This is a genomic window from Streptomyces sp. bgisy027, assembly GCF_057710365.1.
The window spans coordinates 140,313-160,981 of sequence record NZ_JBYIVZ010000001.1 but is presented as its reverse complement, the minus strand read 5'-3'; the positions used below and the strand labels follow the sequence as shown (position 1 = coordinate 160,981).

Genomic DNA, 20,669 nt, shown 5'->3' with positions numbered 1-20,669 from the left:
CGGACGCGGCCGTTCGTCGTCTGTGGGGGTGGGAGGGTCAGGCAGCGGGCCGCGCGTCCTCGTTCACCGGCGGAAGGAAACCGGCCTCCCGGAAGAAGGCGACGTACCGCCGGAACAGCTCCGGCTCCATCTCGGGGCACTCAACTCCCGGGCCCGCCAGGGCCAGTTCGGCCACGCTCGTGTCCACGGGTGGATAGAAGGTGCCCTCGCTCTTCGCCATCATCTCGAACGCTTCCAGCAGCGGAAGCATGACGTTGTCGGGGTCCGACCTCACGAGTGTGCTCCACGCGTCCCACTCGACTTCCTTCAGCGGGTAACCCGTCGCCCTCAACTCGGTAATGAAGTCGGCGAACGTCATGTGACTCTGGTTGTAGAGATGGAAGGTGCCCGAACCGGTCCCGGCCGACGTGGACAGGGCGACCACGGCCGAGCTGACGTAGTCCACCGGGGTCAGGGGGACCGCGGCGGCCAGCCCGGCCGGGTACGCGCCCGCCTGGATCAGACCGCGCAGGCTCAGCCAGACGAAGTCACGCATCTGGCAGGCCCCGTTGACCTGGTCGCCGGAGACGACGTCCACGCGGTACACCGACACCGGCAGCCCCCTGTCGCGAGCGATGCCGACGACCTGCTCGGCCACCCACTTGCTGCGCAGATAGCCGCTGGGCAGCGCCTCGGCGGGGCCGGTGGGATCGTCCGCCCTCAGCGGGCTGTTCTCCGCCCGGTCGGTGGCGAAGACCCCGGTCGTGGACAGGTAGTGGACCGGGACGGTGCGGTGGCGCGCGGCGAGCCGCAGGACCTCCCGCGTGCCGCCCACGTTGGCCGCCTTGAGCGAGCTGAACGGGTGCAGCCAGTGGACCTTCGCGCCGCCGTGGTAGACCACGTCGACCCGGCGGGCGAGGTCGTCGAACTCCTCCTCGCTCAGCCCGAAAAGCGGCTCTGCGAGGTCCCCGACGACGATCTCCAGGCGGGCCGGGTCCACCTCGTCCCACACGCGGTAGTACTCCAGGTTCTCCCGCAGCCGCCGCAGCCCGTCCGCCGCGTCCCGGGCACGGACCAGGCAGTGCAGCGTGGCCCGAGTCCCCCGCAGCAGGTCGCGCAGCAGGAACGCGCCGAGGAACCCGGTCGCGCCGGTCAGGAAGACCTCCGCCGGGTCCTCGACCTGGTGCAGCACCTCGTCGGCGGGCCGGATCGCCTCGTCCAGCACGATCTCCGCCGCGTACTCCCGTGCCGGGTCGGCCGCCGCGGTCCCGCCCTCGTCGCCGTCCGGCCCGCCCACCAGAGCGTCCCGCAGGAACTCCGCCAGCCTCCGGGGCGTCGGATGGTCGAAGACCAGCGTGGCGGGCAGCCGCAGACCCAGCTCGGCGGCGAGGCGGTTGCGCAGCTCCACCGACGTCAGCGAGTCGAACCCGAGCCCCGTGAAGGGCTGTTCGCTCCCGAAGGACGACGGGTCGCCGTGCCCGAGGACCGCCGCCGCCCCCTCCAGCACCGCCTCCAGGACGAGGGCGAGCTGCGTGGACGCGTCGGCGCCGGTCAGCCGCTGCGCCAGCTCACCCACGGTGCGACCGGAGTTGTTGGCGACGCGCCGCACCGGCCTGCGCACCAAGGACGCGAGCAGTGCGGGCACCTGAGCGGGACGCTCACGCATCGCGGCGACGTCCAGCGGGGTGACGACCGGCGCGGGATGGGGCAGGGCCAGGACGCGGTCCAGCAGACGAGGGCCCTGGTCCACGGTGATCGCCCCGAAGCCGGCCCGGGTGATGCGGGCGATGTCCGCCTCGTCGAGGTCGCCGGTGATGCCGGACGGCTGGGCCCACAGACCCCAGGCCACCGAGGTGGCGGGCAGCCCCTCCGCCGCGCGCAGCGCGGCCAGGCCGTCCAGGAAGGCGTTGGCGGCAGCGTAGTTGCCCTGACCGGCGCCGCCGATCACACCCGCGATGGACGAGAACAGGACGAACGCGGACAGATCCAGGTTCCGGGTCAGCTCATGCAGGTACCAGGCCGTGTCCGCCTTGGGCGCGAGGACGGCGTCCAGGCGCTCCGGGGTCAGATCGGCGACCAGGCCGTCGTCGATGACGCCGGCGAGGTGCACGACGCCCGTCAGCGGCAGCCCGGCGGGCACCGCGTCGAGAACGCCGGCCAGCGCGGCCGGGTCCGCGGCGTCGGCGGCGACGATCGTGCTGGCGGTTCCCAGCCCGGCCAGTTCCGCCCGCAGCGCCTCGGCGCCCGGCGCGTCCGGGCCCCGGCGGCTGACCAGCAACAGGTGCCGTACACCGTGCTCGCGTGCCAGATGACGGGCGAACAGCGCGCCCAGGCTTCCGGTGCCACCGGTGACGAGCACCGTGCCGTCGGGATTCCAGGAGCCGGAACGAGCCGTGCCGTCCACGGGCCGCGGGGCGCGCGCCACGCCGGGCAGCAGGACCTGACCGCCGCGGATCGCGGCCTGCGCCGCACCGGAGGCGACCGCGCGGGACAGCGGATCCGCGAGGGCGCCGGCGTCGTCGCTGTCCACGTCCACCAGGACCACCCGGCCCGGCGACTCCGACTGCGCCGAGCGCAGCAGACCCCAGACGGCCGCGCCCACCGGATCGACCGCCGGCTCACCGCCGGTGGCCACCGCGTTCCTGCTCACCACGACCAGCGGAACGGTCCCGGCACCGTCTTCGGCCATCCACCGCCGGACCAGGTCGAGCAGGGCACGGGTGCGCGCGTGCAGGGCGGGCACAACGTCGCCCACCGGCCCGTCCGGGCCGGGCTCGCGGAACACGACCGCGTCGATCTCGCCGCGCTCCGCGAGCGCGGCGGCCTCGTCGAGGGTGGTACCGCTGCCGTTCGCACCGAGGAAGGCGAATGCGGGCGACTCGTCGGGGGCGGGCAGCGCGGTCGTCCGCCAGTCCACGACGAACAGGTTGTCGGCGTCCCGGACCAGGGCGTCGCGCACCAGGCCGGCGTCCAGCGGTCGGGACGTGACCCCTCGCGCGACGGCCACGGCCTGGCCGGCGCGGTCGGCGAGCCGCACGGCGACCGTGTCCTCGCCCGCCCGGACCACATGGGCGCGCACCGCGGTGGCACCCGTCGCGAACAACTGGAAGCCGCTCCACTCGACGGCGAGCGTTCCCTCGTCCTGTGCCGCGTCCGCACCGGTCCCGGCGGCGCGCAGCGCCGAGTTCAGCAGCGCCGGGTGCAGGCCGAAGTCCGCGGCCTCACCGTGCAGCGCCTCGTCCAGGACGACGTCGGCGAACACCTCGTCACCGAGCCGCCACACGCCGGTGATGCCGCGTGCCGCGTCGCGCTCGCCCAAGGGGACGGCGGTCGCCTCGGCGGGCGGCCACGTGACCGGACCGAAGGGCGCCCTGGCGAGGCCGGGAGCGAGCCGCCCCGTCGCCCACAGCGTCCACGGCAGGTCAGCGCCCTCGGGCCGGGCGTGCAGCGTGAAGGACCGATCCGGAGTGGCGCCCGGCTCCTCGACGGACAACTGGAGCACCAGGCGCCCGTCCTCGGGCAGAGCCGGCGGGGTGTGCAGGACCAGCGACTGAACGGCACTCGCGCCCAGTTCGTCCCCGACCCGCACCAGGGCGTCCACCAGGGCCTCCGGCAGCACCGCGGGCGCGCCGTGCAGCGGGTGCCGGGCCGGCCACGGGTGGCTGCGCGCCGAGACCCGGCCGGTGAGCAGCACGCCCGTACCGTCCGCGCGTTCCACCCTGGCCCCGAAGACGGGGTGACCGCCGAGTTCCAGGCCGAGACCGGCGGCGTCCGAGGCACCGGCAGCGGACTTGATCCAGTAGTACTGGTGCTGGAAGGCGTAGGTCGGCAGGGGTGGGATGGCGGCCCGGAGGGTGCCGGCGCTGGTGTCGCTTCCGGTGCTGGTGTCCGTTCCGCTGCCGGCGAAGAGCCGCGCCCAGTCCACGCGCACGCCATGGGCGTGCAGGGCGCCGACGGCCTGGACGAGGGTTTCCGCCTCGTCGTGGTCCCGCCGCAGCGGGGCGGCTGTGACGGCTTCGTCGAGGGTGTTACGAGCGAGCGTGGTCAGGACGCTGTCGGGGCCGATTTCGACGTAGTTGGTGGTCCCGGAGCCGTGAAGCGTGGTGACCGCGTCGGAGAAGCGGACGGCGCCGCGTATCTGCTGGGTCCAGTAGTGGGCGGAGGTGAGCTGTTCGGTGGTGGCGAGTTCGCCGGTGAGGGTGGAGACGAGCGGGATGCGGGGCGGGTGGTAGGTGACGGTGGCCGCGATCTCCTGGAAAGCGTCGAGGATGCCGTCCATGTGGGGGGAGTGGAAGGCGTGGGAGACGGTGAGGCGGGTTGCCCTGCGCCCGCGCTCACGCCACAGGGCGACCTGGCGGTCGACTATCTGGACGTCGCCTGAAATGACGGTGGAAGTCGGCGAGTTCAGGGCGGCGACGGCGATCGCGCCGTCCTCGGCGGCGATCGCTTTGGCGACTTCCTCCTCGTCGGCCTGTACGGCGGCCATGGCGCCGCCGGGGGTTGCGGACTGCATGAGGCGTGCGCGGGCGGTGACGAGTTTGGCTGCGTCTTCGAGGGTGAAGACGCCGGCGATGTGGGCGGCGGTGAGTTCGCCGATGGAGTGGCCGGCGAGGTGGTCGGGGGTGATGCCCCAGGTTTGCAGGAGGTGGGAGAGGGCTACCTCGACGGCGAACAGGGCGGGTTGGGTGTACTGGGTGTCGTCGAGGTGGGTTCCTTCGCGGATGACGTCGTGGAGGGGGTGGGGGAGGTGTGGGTCGAGTGCGGCGGTGACCTGGTCGAAGGCTTCGGCGTAGGCGGGGAAGGCGTCGTAGAGGGTCTGGCCCATGCCGATGCGCTGGGCGCCTTGGCCGGTGAACAGGAAGGCGGTACGGCGTCCTGGAGCGGCCTCTCCGGTGACGAGGTTGCCTGCCTTGGTTCCCTCGGCGAGGGCGTTGAGTCCGAGGAGCAGGTCGTCGGTGCTGGTGCCGGTGATGACGGCGCGGTGGTCGAAGGCGGCGCGTTCGGTGGCGAGGGTATGGGCGATGTCGGTGAGGGGCTGGTCGGGGTGCTGTTCGACGTAGGTCAGTAGTCGGGTGGCCTGGTCGCGGACGGCCTGCTTGGTCTTGCCGGAGAGGACCCACGGGACGACGGGGACGGAGGCGGATGTCCCGGAACCGTTCTCTTCGCCGTGCTCCTCGCCGTCCTCCCCGCCCTTCTCCTCCGCGACCGGGGGTTCCTCGATGACCACATGGGCGTTGGTCCCCCCGAAACCGAAGGACGAGACGCCCGCCCGGCGCGGCCGTCCCTCGGTCTCGGGCCAGTCCCGCGCCCGGGTCAGCAGTTCCACCGTGCCCGCGTCCCAGTCGATGTGGCTGGAGGGCTTGTCGGCGTGGAGGGTCTTGGGCAGGACGCCGTGGCGCATGGCCTCGATCATCTTGATGACGCCGCCGACGCCGGCTGCGGCCTGCGCGTGGCCGATGTTGGACTTGAGGGAGCCGAGATAGAGCGGGGCACCGTCGGGACGGGCTTGGCCGTAAGTGGCGAGCAGTGCCTGGGCTTCGATGGGGTCGCCGAGGCGGGTGCCGGTGCCGTGCGCCTCGACGGCGTCCACGTCGGCGGGGGTGAGTCCGGCGTTCGCCAGGGCGGCACGGATCACCCGCTCCTGGGCGGGGCCGTTGGGGGCGGTGAGTCCGTTGCTGGCGCCGTCCTGGTTGACGGCTGTGCCGCGGACGACGGCGAACACACGGTGGCCGTTCCTGACGGCGTCCGACAGCCGCTCCACCACCAGCAGACCGACGCCCTCGGACCAGCCGGTGCCGTCCGCGTCGTCGGAGAACGACCTGCAACGGCCGTCCAGCGACAGACCGCGCAGCCGCGAGAACTCGATGAACGCCGTCGGCGTCGACATGACAGCCGCACCGCCGGCGAGGGCGAGATCGCACTCGCCGTTGCGCAGGGCGCTGGCGGCCATGTGGAGCGCGACCAGCGACGAGGAGCAGGCCGTGTCGACCGTGACGGCGGGACCCTCGAACCCGAAGGTGTACGACATACGGCCCGACGCCACACTGCCCGCGCTACCGCTGAACAGATAGCCCTCGTTGCCGTCGGCGGGCAGGTCGGGACGAGAGCCGTAGTCGTTGTACATCACGCCGGTGAAGACACCGGTGCGGCTGCCCCGCAGGGTGGCCGGGACGACACCGGCGCTCTCCATCGCCTCCCACGCGGTCTCCAGCAGCAGGCGCTGCTGCGGGTCGATCGCAGTGGCCTCACGCGGCGACATCCCGAAGAACTCGGGGTCGAACAGGTCGGCCTCGTGCAGGAAGCCGCCCTCACGGGTGTACGAGGTCCCCGTGTGGTCCGGGTCGGAGTCGTACAGGTTCTCCAGGTCCCAGCCCCGGTTGGACGGGAACTGACTGATGGCGTCGGTGCCGCTCGCCACGAGTTTCCACAGGTCCTCCGGAGACGACACCCCGCCCGGGTAGCGGCACGCCATGCCCACGATCGCGATCGGCTCCTGCGCCTTGTCCTCCACCTCACGCAAACGCCTGCGCGCATCGCGTGCGTCGGCTATCGCCTTCTTGAGGTAGTCACGCAGTTCCTGCTCGTTCGCCACTGCTGTCAGCTCCCCGAAATGATGTGGCTCGTACGGTGAAGAAAAGTCGGTGGTGTCAGGCGCGGCGCCGCGCGCCCGTTCGCCTCCCCGGAGCCGGCCCTTCGGCGGCACCAGGGAGGCGAGTTCCGCAGCTCAGTCCAGTTCGTCGATCAGCGCGAACAACTCCGCGTCGCTCGCGGCGTCCAGATCGCTGTCGTCCGGCCCGGCGTCGTCCGGCGCCCTGCCGCTCGCCTCGTCCGCCACGACCAGCAGCTCTCGCAACTGCTCGGCGAGACTCTCGTAACCGGCCGGATCGGCGGAGGCCGACCTGATGACCGCCTTGAGACGGCCCAGCTCCTTGATGACCGTGTCGGCAGGCGACACCTTCTCCACCTTGATCCGATCCCGCAGGTGTAGTGCGAGGGCGGTGGGGTTGGGGTGGTCGAAGACGAGGGTGGTGGGGAGGCGTAGGCCGGTGGTGTTGTTGAGCTGGTTGCGGAGTTCGACGGCGGTGAGGGAGTCGAATCCGAGGTCCTGGAAGGCGCGTTCGGCGCCGATGGTGGCGGGGTCGGAGTGGCCGAGGACTGCGGCGACCTGGGCGCGGACGAGATCGATGAGCGCCTGCGCCCGCTCCTCTTCGGACAGTTCCCCGAGGCGCTGCGCCAGCGAGGGGCCGGAGTTCTGGCCGGATGCCGAGGCCGCCGAGCGGCGACGGGCGGCCGGGGCCAGGTCCCGTAGCAGCGGTGATACGGAGTCGCCCGCGTCACGCAGGGTTGTGGGGTCGAGGTGGGTGGCGGCGAGGAGGGGGGTGGTGGTGTGGGTGGCGGTGTCGAAGAGGGTGAGGGCTTGGGGGGTGGTGAGGGGGAGGAGGCCGAGGCGTTTGATGCGGTGGAGGTCGGTGTCGTGGAGTTCGCTGCTGATGGTGCTGGTTTGTTGCCAGAGGCCCCAGGCGAGGGAGGTGGCGGGGAGGTTGTGTGCGGTGCGGTGGTGGGCGAGGGCGTCGAGGTAGGTGTTGGCGGCGGCGTAGTTGGCTTGGCCGGCGTTGCCGATGAGTCCGGCGATGGAGGAGTAGAGGACGAAGGCGGTGAGGTTGAGGTGTTGGGTGAGTTGGTGGAGGTGCCAGGCGGCGTCGATTTTGGGTTGGAGGACGGTGTCGAGGCGTTGGGGGGTGAGGTCGGTGGTGATGGTGTCGTCGAGGACGCCGGCGGTGTGGATGACGGCGGTGAGGGGGTGTTCGGTGGGGATGGTGTCGAGGAGGTGGGTGAGGGCGTTTTTGTCGGTGACGTCGCAGGCGGTGATGGTGACGGTGTGGGCGCCGAGTTGGGTGAGTTCGGTGGTGAGTTGGGTGGCGCCGGGTGCTTGGTTGCCGGTGCGTGAGACGAGGAGGAGGTGTTTGGCGTTGTGGTGGGTGACGAGGTGGCGGGCGATGAGGGTGCCGAGGGTGCCGGTGGCGCCGGTGATGAGGGTGGTGCCCTGGTCCCAGCGGGGCTGAGTGCTGTCTGTGCTGCCTGTGCTGTCTGTGCTGTGGGTGTGGGGGGTGTGGGGGGTGAGGTGGGGGGTGTGGAGTGTGTTGTTGCGCCAGGCGAGTTGGGGTTCGCCGGTGGCGAGGAGGGTGGCGGGGTCGAGGGTGGTGTCGGTGGGGGTGTCGGCGAGGATGATGCGGCCGGGGTTCTCGGTCTGGGCGGTGCGGATGAGTCCGGTGACGGCGGCGGCGGGGAGGTCGGTGATGTCTTCGTTGCCGACGGCTATGGCTCCGTGGGTGACGACGATCAGGGTGGTGTTGTGCTTGGTGTCGTCGGTGAGGAATTCCTGGACGGCGTGGAGGGTGTCGCGGGTGACTTCGCGTGGGTTGCGGCCGCCGGAGATGATGTCGAGGACCTCGCTCGCGCCGCTGTCGGCAGGTGTCTCCGGTGTGGGTGTGGGGATGGGTTTCCAGTGGACGGTGTAGAGGCCGTCGGTGGTGGTTGTCGCGGCGCGGAGGGCGTCCTTCGACAGCGGGCGCAGTGACAGAGACTCCACGGTCGCGACCGGTGCACCCGCCGCATCCGCCACCGTCAGCGAGGCCTCCAGCGTCTCCGCCCCCTGATCGGCGACCGTGAGCCGGACGCGCAGCGCGCCGGCGCCCACCGCGTGGACCGTGACCCCCGACCAGGCGAACGGAAGCCGGGGCTGACCCGCCTCGCTCACGACTCCGGGCAGCAGGGTGTGCAGGGCGGCGTCGAGCAGGGCGGGGTGCAGCAGATAGCGTCCGGCGTCGGTGTTCGGGCCGTCGGGCAGGACGACCTCGGCGAAGATCTCACCGTCGCCGTGCCAGGCCCGCTTCAGTCCCCGGAATGCCGGTCCGTAGGCGTAGCCGAGCTTGTCCAGACGCTCGTAGGCGCCGTCCAGGGACGCCTCCCGCGCACCGGCCGGAGGCCACACGGTCAGCGGTTCACCGTCGGCCGCCTCGGCCGGGGCGAGCGTGCCCCGTGCGTTCAGCGTCCACGGTCCCTCACTGGCCTGCGTGCCCTGCTCCGGCCGGGAGTAGATCTCGACCGTGCGCCGGCCACCGTCCTCCGGCTCTCCGACGACCACCTGCAGCTGCACACCACCACGCTCCGGCAGCACCAGCGGAGCGGACAGCAGGAGTTCGGCGAGCAGTCCGGCGCCGACCTGCTCACCGGCGCGCACGGCCAGCTCGACCAGGGCGGTACCCGGCATCAGGACCGTGTCGTTGACGGCGTGCTCGGCCAGCCAGCCGTGCGTGCGCAGCGACACCGAACCGGTGAACACATGGGAGTCCCGGTCGGCCAGGCCCACCGCCGCGCCCAGCAGCGGGTGCTGGGCCGGGCTCAGTCCGAGGCCCTTCGCGTCGAGCGGGGTGTCGGGGCCGTCCAGCCAGTACCGCTCGTGCTGGAAGGCGTAGGTCGGCAGCTCGACGCTCCGGGCACTGGGAAAGACCCTGGTCCAGTCGGGCGTGGCACCGCGCAGCCGCAGCAGGGCCAGCGTCGACGCGACGGTCTCCCACTCGGGCCGGCCGCGCCGCAGCGCCGGCACGAGAACCCCGGCCGGCTCCGACAGGCAGGCCCCGGCGAGCGCCGTCAGCACCCCGTCCGGCCCCAGCTCCAGGAAGTCGGAGACGCCCTCGGACTCCAGGTACCGCACCCCGTCGTGGAACCGGACGGTGCCGCGGATGTGCCGGACCCAGTAGTCGGCGGAGGTGAGTTCCTCGTCGGTGGCGAGGACACCGGTGACGTTCGAGACGATGGGGATCTCGGGAGCCTTGAGGTGCAGCTCCGACACGATTTCCCGGAACTCGTCGAGGATCTCCTCCATGTGCGGGGAGTGGAAGGCGTGCGAGACGGACAGGCGCTTCACCGATGTGCCCTGCGCCCGCCAGGACGCCATGATCTCCTCGACGGCGTCCTCGTCACCGGAGATCACCGTGGCGCGCGGCCCGTTGACGCCCGCGACGGCGACGCGCCGCTCGCCGTAAGGGAGCAGGGACTCGCGCACGTCGTCCTCCGCGGCCTGGATCGAGGCCATCGCGCCGCCCTCGCGGGCCGCCTGCATCAGGCGTCCGCGTTCGGCGACCAGGACGCACGCCTCGGCGAGGTCGAGGACCCCGGCCACGTGCGCCGCGGTGACCTCGCCGAGGGAGTGGCCGAGCAGATAGTCCGGACGTACTCCGTAGTGGGCGAAGAGCCGGAACAGGGCGACCTCGACCGCGAACAGCGCGGCCTGGGTGAACGCCGTCTGGTCGATCAGCGTGGCGTCGGCGGACCTGTCCGGAGCGAACAGCACCCACTTGACGGGACGCACCAGCAGCGGGTCCAGGTGCGCGCAGACCTCGTCCAGGGCCGCACGGAACACGGCGCTGCTCTCGTACAGTTCGCGGCCCATGCCGAGACGCTGCGCGCCCTGGCCGGTGAGCAGGAAGGCGATCCTGCCGGTCCGTGCGGTGGGGGTGCCGACGACCGACGGGACCTTCTCGCCGTCGGCCGAACCGGCCAGCGCGGCCAGGTTCTTGAGCAGGTCCGCACGGCTCTCGCCCAGGACGACGGCGCCCCGGTCGAGCAGTGCGCGACCGGTGGCCAGCGAGTAGGCGACATCGGCCGCCGCCAGGTCCGGCTTCGACTCGACGAACCGGTACAGCCGTTCGGCCTGGTCGCGCACCGCCTTCTCGTCCTTGCCGGTGACGATCCACGGCACCGCGCCGGAGGGGGCGTCCGGCCGGGCGGCGGGCTCGGGCGAGGCCGGGGGTTCCTCGATCAGGACGTGGGCGTTGGTGCCGCTGATGCCGAAGGACGAGATGCCAGCCCGGCGCGGCCGTCCCTCGGTCTCCGGCCACTCACGGGCCTCGGTCAGCAGGGACAACGCCCCTGTCTCCCAGTCGATGTGGCTGGAGGGTTTGTCGGCGTGGAGGGTCTTGGGCAGGACGCCGTGGCGCATGGCCTCGATCATCTTGATGACGCCGCCGACGCCGGCTGCGGCCTGCGCGTGGCCGATGTTGGACTTGAGGGAGCCGAGGTGGAGGGGGGTGTCGCTGGGGCGGTCCTGGCCGTAGGTGGCGAGCAGTGCCTGGGCTTCGATGGGGTCGCCGAGGCGGGTGCCGGTGCCGTGGGCCTCGACGGCGTCCACGTCGGCGGGGGTGAGTCCGGCGTTCGCCAGGGCGGCGCGGATCACCCGCTCCTGGGCGGGGCCGTTGGGGGCGGTGAGTCCGTTGCTGGCGCCGTCCTGGTTGACGGCGGTGCCGCGGACGACGGCGAGCACACGGTGGCCGTTCCTGACGGCGTCCGACAGCCGCTCCACCACGAGCAGACCGACGCCTTCGGACCAGCCGGTGCCGTCCGCGTCGTCGGAGAAGGACTTGCAGCGGCCGTCCTCCGACAGACCGCGCTGCCGCGAGAACTCCACGAAGGTGTGCGGGCTGTTCATGACGGTGACGCCACCGGCGAGGGCGAGGTCGCACTCGCCGTTGCGCAGGGCGCTGGCGGCCATGTGCATCGCGACCAGCGAGGACGAGCAGGCCGTGTCGACCGTGATCGCCGGGCCCTCCAGACCGTATGTGTACGACAGGCGGCCGGACAGCACGCTGGAGAGGTTGCCCGCGAGCAGGAAGCCCTCGAACTCCTCCGGCGTGGCTTCCAGACGCGACGCGTAGTCGTCGTACATGGCGCCGGTGAACACACCCGTGTTGCTGCCGCGCAGGGTGGCCGGGTCGATGCCCGCGCTCTCGAAGGTCTCCCACGCGGTTTCCAGCAGCAGGCGCTGCTGTGGGTCGGTGGCGGTGGCTTCGCGTGGGGACATGCCGAAGAACTCGGGGTCGAACTGGTCGGCTTCGTGGAGGAAGCCGCCTTGGCGGGTGTACGAGGTGCCGGTGTGGTCGGGGTCCGGGTCGTAGAGGTTCTCCAGGTCCCAGCCTCGGTTGGAGGGGAACTGGCTGATGGCGTCGGTGCCGTTGGCGACGAGGTTCCACAGGTCCTCGGGGGAGGAGACCCCGCCGGGATAGCGGCACGCCATGCCCACGATCGCGATCGGCTCGTCGGTTCGCGCGGCGGCGCGGCCGGGGCCGGTCCTGGGCGCCTCGGCCGGTGCCACCTTGGTCAGCAGGTAGGCGGCGAGCGCCGCCGGAGTCGGGTGGTCGAAGACCGCCGTGCTGGGCAGCCGCAGGCCGGTGGCCGTCGAGAGCCGGTTGCGCAGGTCCACGCCGGCCATCGAGTCGAAGCCGATGTCCTTGAAGGCGCGATCCGGGTCCACGGCTCCGGCACCGGAGTGACCGAGCACCGAGGCGACCGTCGTACGCACCAGAGCCAGGACCGCGTCGCGGCGTCGCGCCTCCGGCAGCCGGGCGGTCTGCCCCGCCCAGCCGGACCCGCTGCCGGCCGTGCCGGTCTGCGCGGCGCGGCGCGGGCGCGTGCGCACCAGGCCGCGGTAGAGCGCCGGGACCGGTCCGTCCCCGGCCGCCGCACGTCCCGTGTCCAGTGCCACCGGCGCCAACAGCGGTTCGCCGGCCGCCAGCGCCTGGTCGAACAGGGCCAGGCCCTGCCGCGGGGTGAGGGGCGTCATGCCGAGCCGCGCCCAGCGGGCGATGTCCGCCTCGGTGAGGGTCGCGCCCATGCCGGCCGAGCCGTCCCACAGTCCCCACGCCAGCGAGGTGGCGGGCAGGCCGAGGGCGGAGCGGTGCTGGGCGAGACCGTCCAGGAAGGTGTTGGCCGCCGCGTAGTTGGCCTGGCCCGCGGTGCCGGTGAGACCGGACACCGAGGAGAACAGCACGAAGGCCGTCAGGTCCACATCGCGGGTCAGCTCGTGCAGGTGCCGGGCGGCCTCCGCCTTCGGCCGCAGTACGGCGTCCAGCTGCTTCTCCGTCAGCGACTGCACGGTCGCGTCGTCCAGCACGCCGGCGGCGTGCACCACCGCGGTCAGCGGGTGAGCGGCGGGGACCGAGGCGATGAGATCCGCTACGGCATCCCGGTCGCCGACGTCGGCCGCGGCCACCGTCACCTGCGCGCCGAGCCCTTCGAGTTCCGCGCTCAGTTCGGCGGCGCCGGGCGCGCCGAGGCCGCGGCGGCCGGCCAGCAGCAGGTGACGTACCCCGTGCTCGGCCACCAGATGGCGGGCGAACAACGCGCCGAGACCGCCCGTTCCACCGGTGATGAGGACCGTGCCGTCGGTGTCGAGGCGGCGCTCGGGCGCCCCGCCGACGTGCGCGGCGCGCGCGAGCCGGGGCACGAGCAGCCGGCCGTCGCGCACGGCGATCTGCGGTTCGTCGACGGCTGTCGCGGCGGACAGCAGGGACCCGGCAGCGGCGTCGTCCGCGCCGCCGAAGTCGGCGTCGTCGTCGACGTCGATCAGCAGTATCCGGTCCGGGTGCTCGGACTGGGCCGAGCGGACCAGCCCCCAGACCGAGGAGCCGGCGAGGTCCACGTCGTCGCCGGAGCGTGCCGCGACGGCCCGCCGCGTCACCACGGCCAGCCGGGAACCGGCGAACCGCTCCTCGGCCAGCCACTCCCGCACCAGGCGCAGCACCCGGCGGGCGGCCGGCGCCGGGGCACCCGCGCCGTCCGTGTCGCCCGGCACCCGCACGACCACGATGTCGTCCGCCGGTACGGAGTCGAACGAGTCATGGGCCTCGGACCAGGTCGGGACGGCGCCCGCCGCGGCCGGCGGCAGCTCCGTCCACTCCACGGTGAACAGGGAACCCCCGGCCTCGCCCGCCGCCACCGCGAGGCGCTCCTTGGGCACCGGGCGCAAGGCCAGTTCCAGGGCGGCCACGGGGGAGCCGGTGGGGTCGGCGACGGTGATGGCGGCCCGACCGGAACCGGTGGGTGAGATGCGCGCGCGTACCTCCGAGGCGCCCACGGCGTGCAGGGCGACGGCGTTCCAGCTGAACGGCAGCCGGATGTCCGCCGGATCGCTGTCGGCGCCCGCGTCCAGGACCAGCGGGTGCAACACCGCGTCGAGCAGCGCCGGATGCAGCCGGAAGGCGTCCGCGGACTCGGCCGGCGTCTCGGGCAGGCGCACCTCCGCGAATACTTCCTCACCGCGCCGCCAGACGCGGCGAAGGCCTTGGAACGCGGGACCGTACGCGTATCCCAGAGCGGCCAGCCGGTCGTGGACGCCGTCCAGGACGTCCTCCTCGGCGCCGGCCGGGGGCCACACGGCGAGATCGTCGTCCACGGGCGGCACGGCGGCCGCGGGGGCCAGGACGCCCGTGGCGTGCCGGGTCCACGCCGGGGCGTGGTCGTCGCCGTCCGGGCGGGCGTGCAGGGTGAACTGCCGGTGCCCGTCCGCGTCCGGGGCGCCCACCGCCACCTGCACGCGGACGGCGTCCCGCTCCGGAAGCGGCAGCGGCGCCTCCATCATCAGCTCCGCCACCTGCGGGACGCCGACGTACTCGCCCGCGGCGACGGCGAGTTCGAGGAACAGCGTGCCCGGCGCGATGACCGTACCGGCGATGGTGTGGTCGGCCAGCCATGGCTGCCCGGCGCGCGAGATACGGCTGGTGAACAGCGCGTCCGCCCGCTCGGCGAACTCCACCGCCGTGCTCAGCAGCGGATGCCCGGCGGGGTCGAGGCCGAGGCTGCGGGCGTCGGTGCGCGGGGCGGCGTCGAGCCACAGATGGGTGTGCTGGAAGGCGTAGACCGGCAGGTCGGTGCGGTGGGCGCCGGGGAAGAAGGACGCGACGTCGAGCGGAGCGCCCTGCACGTACGCTGCGGCCGCCCCGGCGGCGACGGTCTGCGCCTCGGGGTGCCCGGCGCGCAGCAACGGCACGGCGGTAACCGACGGTTCGTCCTCCAGGGTTTGTCGGGTGAGGGCGGTGAGTACGGCGTCGGGTCCGATTTCGATGAGGGTGTGGGCGCCTTGTTCGGTGAGTTGTTGGATGGCGTCGGTGAAGCGGACGGTGCCGCGGATCTGGTCGGTCCAGTAGCGGGGTGAGGTGAGTTGTTCGGTGGTGGCGGGTTGGCCGGTGAGGGTGGAGATGAGGGGGATGCGGGGTGGGTGGTAGGTGATGGTGGCCGCGGTGTCGTGGAAGGTGTCGAGGATGCTGTCCATGTGGGGGGAGTGGAAGGCGTGGGAGACGGTGAGGCGGTGGGTGCGGCGGCCTGCCGATTTCCAGTGCTGGGCGATTTCCTCGACCTGGTGGGTGTCGCCGGAGATGACGACTGAGGTGGTGGTGTTGATGGCGGCGATGGACACGGTTGTTTCGTGTCCGGTGAGGGAGGCGGTGATTTCGTCTTCGGTGCCTTCGATGGCGATCATGGCGCCGCCGGGGGGTGCGGACTGCATGAGGCGTGCGCGGGTGGTGACGAGTTTGGCTGCGTCTTCGAGGGTGAAGACGCCGGCGATGTGGGCGGCGGTGAGTTCGCCGATGGAGTGGCCGGCGAGGTGGTCGGGGGTGATGCCCCAGGTCTGCAGGAGGTGGGAGAGGGCTACCTCGACGGCGAACAGGGCGGGTTGGGTGTACTGGGTCTGGTCGATCAGTGCGTTGTCGGCTTCGTCGGCGAACAGGACGTCGCGCAGGGGCACTTCGAGCAGTCTGTCGAAGGCCGTGAAGACCTCGTCGAGGGCGGCGGCGAACACGGGGTGGGATGTGTACAGTTCGCGGCCCATGCCGATGCGCTGGGCGCCCTGGCCGGTGAACAGGAAGGCGGTACGGCGTCCTGGAGCGGCCTCTCCGGTGACGAGGTTGCCTGCCTTGGTTCCCTCGGCGAGGGCGTTGAGTCCGAGGAGCAGGTCGTCGGTTCCGGAGGCGAGAACGACGGCGCGGTGCTCGAATGCGGCGCGGGTTGTCGCCAGTGAGAAACCGAGGTCCGCGGGTGCGGTCTCGGTGTCCGTGACGTACCTGGCAAGGCGCGCGGCCTGCGCGCGGAGCGCGCCCCGGTCACGGGCCGAGAGCACGAAGGGCACGGGGCCGGCCGGAATGACTACGTCCGGAGCGGATGAGGCGCCGGTGGGCGCGGCTGCGGCCTGCGGGGCCTCCTCGACTATGACGTGGGCGTTGGTGCCGCTGATGCCGAAGGAGGAGACGCCCGCCCGGCGCGGCCGTCCCTCGGTCCCGGGCCAGTCGCGGGCCTCGGTCAGCAGCGCTACGGTGCCCTCGGACCAGTCGACATGGCTACTCGGCCGGTCCGCGTGCAGCGTCCTCGGCAGCAGACCGTGCCGCATCGCCTGGACCATCTTGATGACGCCGCCGACACCGGCCGCCGCCTGCGCGTGACCGATGTTGGACTTCAGCGAACCGAGGTGAAGGGGACGGCCGGAGTCGCGTTCCGAGCCGTAGGCGACCTGGATGGCCTCCGCCTCGATGGGGTCACCGAGGCGCGTGCCGGTGCCGTGCGCCTCGACGGCGTCCACGTCCGCCGCGCTCAGCCCGGAGTCGGCCAGCGCCTGCCGGATGACGCGCTGTTGCGACGGGCCGTTGGGCGCCGTCAGACCGTTGCTGGCGCCGTCCTGGTTGACGGCGGTGCCGCGGACGACGGCGAGGACCTGATGCCCGTTGCGCCGCGCGTCGGACAGCCGCTCCACCAGGAGCAGCCCGACCCCCTCGGACCAGCCGGCGCCGTCCGCGTCGTCGGAGAACGGCTTGCAGCGGCCGTCGGGCGCCAGACCGCGCTGGCGGGAGAACTCCACGAACATGCCCGGGGAGGACATGACGGTCACGCCGCCCGCGAGCGCGAGGTCGGTCTCGCCCGCACGCAGGGAGCGGACGGCCTGGTGCAGGGCGACCAGCGACGAGGAGCAGGCCGTGTCGACCGTGACGGCCGGGCCCACCAGGCCGAGCTGGTAGGCGATCCGGCCGGACATCACGCTCGCGGTGGTACCGGTCAGCACACTGCCCTGGACCGCCTCGGGGGCGTCGTCCATGCGCGGCCCGTACTCCAGGCCGGTCGCGCCGACGAAGACACCGGTACGGGTGCCGCGCAGCCGGGTGGGGTCGATCCCCGCGCGCTCGACGCTCTCCCACGCGGTCTCCAGGAGCAGGCGCTGCTGCGGGTCCATCGCCAGGGCCTCGCGGGGCGAGATCCCGAAGAACGCGGCGTCGAACCCGCCCGCGTCGTACAGGAATCCGCCGTGGCGCACCGCGCTGTGGCCGGGCCGGTCGGGATCGGGGTCGTACAGGTCCTCCGGCCAGCCGCGGTCCGACGGGAACTCGCCGATGGCGTCCTCGCCCGCGGCGACCAGGCGCCACAGGTCCTCCGGCGAGCTCACCCCGCCCGGGAACCGGCAGGCCATGCCGACGATGGCGATGGCCTCGCCCTCGGCGGACGGGGCGGCCGTCACCTCGATCCGGGCGGTCGCGCCGAGCAGTTCGGATTTGAGGAACCCGGCGAGTTCGCGCGGGCTCGGGTGGTCGAAGAGCAGGCCCGCCGGGAGCTTGAGGCCGGTGGCCCTGGCGAGCGCGCCGCGCAGCTCGGTGGCCATCAGGGAGCTGAAGCCCAGTTCCCGGAACGGGGTGTGCTCGGGCACCCGCCGTCCCGGCACGTACTCCAGGACCGCCGCGACATGGGCGTGGAGCAGGTCGTCGACGGCGCTCTCGCGTTCCGCCTCGCCGAGCGCGGCCAGGCGGCGGCCCAGTTCACCGCGCGGGGTCGCCGTGGCATCGGGCGCGGCCTCGGCGACGGGCCCCGGCAGCGGTACGGCCGCCCTGCGAGCGCCGTCCAGCCAGAAGCGGGTGCGCTGGAAGGCGTACGTGGGCAGCTCGACGTGGCGCGCGGGCCGGTCGCCGTACAGCGCCGTCCAGTCGATCTCGGCGCCGCGGGCGAACGCGGTGGCCAGCGCGGTCAGCGCCGTCTGCGCCTCGGACCGGCCGGCGCGCAGCAGCGGAACGGCGGTGATCGCCTCGGCGTCCACGACGCATTCCTCGGTCAGCGCGGACAGCACACCCTCGGGGCCCAGCTCCAGGAAGGTGCTCACGCCGGCGCTCTCCAGGGCGTGGACGGCGTCCAGGAAACGCACCGGGCGGCGGACCTGCTCCACCCAGTAGTCGGGCGAGGAGAACTGACCGGCGGTGACCGGCTCGCCGGTGACGGTGGACACCACCGTGAGGACCGGCTCGGCGTAGTCGAGGGAGGCCGCGACCGCCCGGAACTCCTCCAGCATCGCGTCCATGTGCGGGGAGTGGAAGGCGTGCGAAACGGTCAGGCGCCTCGTCCGGTGCCCGGCGGCCCGTAACGTGTCGGCGACCTCGGTGGCCGCGTCCACGTCACCCGACAGCACCAGGGCGTTCGGCCCGTTGAACGCGGCGACGGCGAGCACCTCCTCGCGCCCCGAGAGCAGCGGCAGCACCTCGGCCTCGGTGGCCTCTACGGCGATCATGGCGCCGCCGGTGGGCAGTGCCTGCATCAGCCGGGCGCGGGCGGCCACCAGCTTCGCGGCGTCGGCGAGGGAGAGCACACCCGCGACATGGGCGGCGGCCAGCTCGCCGATGGAGTGGCCGGCGAGCCGGTCGGGACGCAGCCCCCAGCTCTCCAGGAGACGGAACAGGGCGACTTCGACCGCGAACAGCGCCGGCTGGGTGGCGCCCGTCTGGTGCAGCGCCTCGTCGTCCGCGACGATCTCGGCGAGCGGGCGCCCGAGCAGCGGGTCGAGATGGGCGGCGGCCTCGTCGAAGGCGGCGGCGTAGGCGGGGAAGGTGTCGTACAACTCCTGCCCCATGCCGGTGCGTTGGGCGCCCTGACCGGTGAAGAGGAACGCCGGACCGCCCGGCCGTACGGCCCCGGTGACGACGGAGGCGGCGGGGACCCCGCCTGCGACCGCGTCCAGACCGGCGAGCAGCGCCTCGCGGTCGTCCGCGACGACGACCGCCCGGTGGGCCAGGAAGGACCGCGTGGTGGCGAGCGCCCGCCCGATGTCCTGAGCCGGCCGCCCGGGGTGGTCCGCGAGGAAGGCGCGCAGGGTGGCGGCCTGGGCGCGCAGGGCGTCCTCGTCGTGGCCGGTGACGACGCACGGCGTCAGGGCGGGAGCCTGGGCGGGCTTCCCGTCGGCGGGTGCGGTGGGCTCGGCGGATGCGGTGGGTGCCTCGCCGAGCACGACGTGGGCGTTGGTGCCGCCCATGCCGAAGGAGCTGACGCCCGCGACCAGCCGGCGGTCCTCGTCGGGCCACCGGGTCAGCTCACGCTGGACGGCCAGGCCCAGCGCGTCCAGGTCGATCCGCGGGTTCGGAGTCTCGAAGTTCAGGCTGGCCGGGAGCTGCCGGTGGTGCAGGCTCAGCAGCGTCTTGATCAGGCCGGCGATGCCGGCGGCGCCTTCCAGATGGCCGATGTTGGTCTTCACCGAGCCGACGCTCAGCGGCCCCCGGTCCGCGCGTGCAGTGCCGAGGGCGGCGCCGAGCGCGGCGGCCTCCAGCGGGTCGCCGACCGGCGTGCCGGTGCCGTGCAGTTCGACGTACTGCACCTCGTCCGGGGTGACCGCGGCGCGCTCGTACGCCTCGCGCAGCACGGCCTCCTGCGCCGGCGCGCTGGGCACGGTGAGACCGTCGGTGGCGCCGTCGTTGTTGACGGCGCTGGAAAGGATGACGCCGTAGATGCGGTCCCCGTCGGCCTGCGCTCTGCTCAGCGGCTTCAGGAAGACCGCGCCGCCGCCCTCGCCGGGCACGAAACCGTTGGCCCGGGCGTCGAAGGTGTAGGTGGTCCCGTCGGGCGACAGCGCTCCGAAGCGGGACTCGGTGACGACGTTCTCGGCGAGCAGGTTCAGATTGACGCCGGCCACGAGGGCGCTGTCCGACTCACCGGCGCGCATGCTCTCGCAGGCCAGGTGGACGGCGACCAGGGAGGAGGACTGGGCGGAGTCCACGATCATGCTCGGGCCGTGCAGACCCAGGTGGTACGAGACGCGGCCCGCGATCACACCCCGGTTGACGCCCGTCATGGTGTGCTGCGTGACGGCTTCGGCACCGTGCTGGTACAGCAGGCTGGTGTAGTCGTCGCGCAGGGTGCCGACGATGACGGCGGTCCTGCTGCCGCGCAGGGTCGCCGGGACGACCCCGGCGTCCTCCAGCGCCTCCCAGGTCAGCTCCAGCACCAGCCGCTGCTGCGGGTCCATCGCCACCGCCTCGCGCGGGGAGATGCCGAAGAACGGGGCGTCGAAGTCGGCGACGGCCTCCAGGAACCCGCCCCGGCCGGCGCCGAGTGAGCCGCCGTCCGGACCCCAACGTCCCTCCGGCACAGCGGTGATCGCGTTCTCGCCGCGCGTGAGCATGTCCCAGAACGCGGCCGGACCGCCGGCCCCAGGGAGTCGGCACGACATGCCCACGACGGCGATGGGCTCGGCCCGGCCGCCGCTCGCACCGCGCTGCCCGGCGGTTTCTCCATGGATGTCGTGCTCGCTCGTCGTCACTTTCAGCTGCCCTTTCCCTGCTGCGTGGCGCATTGGTCAAAGACTTCGGTTCACGTATTCGGAGCCCGGACGGCTCTCCTGGACCCCTGTTCGACTCTAAGGAGGGCGGGTTTGTGAACACCCAACGCGTGATCACGGCACGGTAATCAGAGCGCTCTCATCGCAATGCCGGACGGGGTGTTACTCCGCGATGAGTCGCCGGTTCCGGCCTGCGGATAGCTTTTCCGCTGTAGTTCCACCCTCGCCGTGCATTTCATCCATACGCACATGCACCTTCATCACACGTACCGGAGGAGAGAAG

General features: G+C 72.7%; 1 protein-coding gene and 1 pseudogene. Both read right to left on the bottom strand.

Annotation, left to right across the window (positions count from 1 at the left end):
- Positions 1-37: 37 nt before the first annotated feature.
- A pseudogene (locus tag AC3ETA_RS00635) lies at positions 38-6,535 on the bottom strand (thioester reductase domain-containing protein); the annotation flags it as partial.
- A 168-nt stretch (positions 6,536-6,703) separates the two neighbouring features.
- Complete coding sequence (locus tag AC3ETA_RS00630; protein ID WP_432190815.1) at positions 6,704-20,401, bottom strand: type I polyketide synthase; 13,698 nt, start codon at positions 20,399-20,401, stop codon at positions 6,704-6,706.
- Between the last annotated feature and the right edge of the window lie 268 nt (positions 20,402-20,669).